General features: G+C 64.4%; 2 protein-coding genes and 1 riboswitch. Of the genes, one reads left to right on the top strand and one right to left on the bottom strand.

All coding sequences use genetic code 11. The features are described from left to right. Window positions 1-1901, bottom strand: a 1901-nt coding sequence (locus QOC69_RS20975; protein WP_526443141.1) for an NADP-dependent isocitrate dehydrogenase, incomplete at its 3' end; no start/stop codon positions are given. Window positions 1902-2084: 183 nt separating this feature from the next. Then, a riboswitch (SAM riboswitch) is annotated at window positions 2085-2206 on the top strand. 145 nt (window positions 2207-2351) lie between these two features. On the opposite strand from QOC69_RS20975, the gene QOC69_RS20970 reads away from it, so the two are divergent. Beyond that, window positions 2352-2841: PLP-dependent transferase (locus QOC69_RS20970; protein WP_526443139.1), on the top strand; the 490-nt coding region annotated here is incomplete at its 3' end.

The following is a 2841-nucleotide window of genomic DNA, read 5'->3' as shown; positions in this document are numbered from 1 at the left end:
GTGGCCAGAATCTTGGCCCGCTTGTTGCCGGTCTTGATCCCGATGTCTTCGAAACACGCTCCCAGCGCCAAGAATTCACCGAGTGAATCCCACCGCAGATGGTTCTCCTCCACCAACTGGCTGACGTGCTTGGGCGCCGAACCACCCGCGCCGGTTTCGTACAACCCGCCGCCTGCCATCAACGGCACGATGGACAGCATCTTGGCGCTGGTGCCCAGCTCGAGGATCGGGAACAGGTCGGTCAGGTAGTCGCGCAGGATGTTGCCGGTCGCGGCGATGGTGTCCTGTCCGCGCATCGCGCGCTCGATGGTGTGCCGCATGGCCCGTTCCTGCGACCGAATCGAGATGTCGAGACCCTCGGTGTCGTGGTCCTTGAGATACGTGTTGACCTTCGTGCGCAACTCGTTCTCGTGCGGACGCCACACGTCCAGCCAGAACACCACCGGCATACCGGAGTCGCGCGCCCGGGTGACGGCCAGCTTCACCCAGTCGCGGCTCGGGGCGTCCTTGACGACCGGCATGCGCCAGATGTCGCCCTCTTCGACGTTCTGCGTCAGAAGCACCTCGTCGGTGTCGACGTCGACGATGTTGGCGACGCCGTCCTCGGGGATTTCGAACGTCTTGTCATGGCTGCCGTACTCCTCGGCTTGCTGCGCCATCAGGCCCACGTTGGGAACGGTGCCCATCGTCGTCGGGTCGAACTGGCCGTGCGTCTTACAGAAGTTGATGATCTCCTGGTAGATGCGGGAGAACGTGGACTCGGGGTTGACGGCCTTGGTGTCCTTGGTCCGTCCGTCGGCGCCCCACATCTTGCCGCCGAGGCGGATCATCGCCGGCATCGACGCGTCCACGATGACGTCACTCGGCGAATGGAAGTTCGAGATGCCCTTGGCCGAGTCCACCATCGCCAGCTCGGGCCGGTGCTCGTGGCAGGCGTGCAGGTCGCGGACGATCTCCTCGTGTTGCGACGCGGGCAGCGACTCGATCTTGGCGTACAGATCGGAGAGCCCGTTGTTGACGTTGACGCCCAACTCGTCGAACAGCTTCTGGTGCTTGGCAAACGCGTCCTTGTAGAAGACCTTCACCGCGTGGCCGAAGACGATGGGGTGGCTGACCTTCATCATCGTCGCCTTGACGTGCAGCGAGAACATCACGCCGGTCTCGTACGCGTCCTGCATCTGCTCTTCGTAGAAGTCGCACAACGCCTTCTTGCTCATGAACATGCTGTCGATGATGTCGCCGTCGTCCAGCTTCACCTCGGGCTTGAGCACGATCGTCTCGCCACTCTTGGTCTCCAGCACCATCTTCACGGTGCGAGCCTTGTCCAGCGTCAGCGACTTCTCGCCGTGGTAGAAGTCACCGTGGGTCATGGTCGCCACGTGGGTGCGCGATGCCTGCGACCACGGGCTCATGCTGTGCGGGTGCTTGCGCGCGTACTCCTTGACGGCCTTGGGCGCGCGACGGTCCGAGTTGCCTTCGCGAAGTACGGGATTCACCGCGCTGCCCAAACAGGTGCCGTAGCGCTCCTTGAGCTTGCGCTCCTCGTCGGTCTTCGGCTCGCCGGGGTAGTCCGGCACGGCATAGCCCTTGGCTTGCAGTTCCTTGATGGCGGCCAGCAGCTGCGGCACCGAGGCGCTGATGTTCGGCAGCTTGATGATGTTGGTCTCCGGCAGCTGGGTCAGCTTGCCCAGCTCGGCCAGGTTGTCCGGCACGCGCTGTTCTTCGGTCAGGTAGTCGCCGAACTCGGCCAGGATGCGCGCCGCGACGGAGATGTCGCTGGTCTTGACGTCGATGCCTGCCGCGTCGGCAAAGGCGCGGATCACCGGCAGGAAGGCGTACGTCGCAAGCAACGGCGCCTCGTCGGTCAGGGTGTAGATGATGGTTGGCTGCTGGGCACTCATGGGCACACTCCCGGCGTCACGGTGGGTCAGAATCGGGTCGAACTCCGCGTCGAAAACTCAATCGAAGCGGGGGGCATCGGTATCGCGTCGGGTACGACGCTACGCGGTCCGATCACGCTCCGGTTGGGCAGCGTAGGAACCCGCGCTGGCACGCGGACGAGGTGTTGAGATACGCTTTGTTTCGGTCATGAGTGCCAGCGTCAAGCCCCGGCTCGCTGGCCGGCAACCCTCCAACCGCGGTGGGGTGCCCCGGGTGATTGACCAGGTTGAGTAGCCGTCACGCGGCTGCACGGCAAGCGCGGGTCCGTTGGACGGGCCCCCCGAGAGACAGGGAAACCTGACGTGGAGGTCCATTTTGTGTCGTTGCACGTGACCCCGCCGCTCCGTCGTTCGTCGACGGCTCCTGGGCGCACTCGGTAACCCCATTCCATCCAGCAGGAGATACATCGCATGACCAACCCCGAATCCGACCCGACGGCCGACTGGGCCTTCGAAACCAAACAGGTCCACGCGGGCCAGACCCCCGACATCGCCACCAATGCGCGTGCGCTGCCGATCTACCAGACCACGTCGTACACCTTCAACAGCACCGAGCACGCGGCCGCGCTGTTCGGTCTTGCCGAGCCGGGCAACATCTACACCCGGATCATGAACCCCACCCAGGACGTCGTCGAGCAGCGCATCGCCGCCCTCGAAGGTGGTGTGGCCGCGCTGTTCCTGGCCTCCGGGCAGGCCGCCGAGACCTTCTCGATCCTCAACCTGGCCACCGTGGGCGATCACATCGTCTCCAGCCCGCGGCTGTACGGCGGCACGTACAACCTGTTCCACTACTCGCTGCCCAAGCTCGGGATCGAGGTCAGCTTCGTCGAGGACCCCGACGACCTGGATTCGTGGCGGGCGGCGGTGCGGCCGAACACCAAGGCGTTCTTCGCCGAGACGA

The organism is Mycobacterium sp., from assembly GCF_032162105.1.
Classification (GTDB): Bacteria; Actinomycetota; Actinomycetes; order Mycobacteriales; family Mycobacteriaceae; genus Mycobacterium.
The sequence above is the reverse complement of the archived record's forward strand: the minus strand, read 5'-3'. Positions and strand labels throughout refer to the sequence as shown.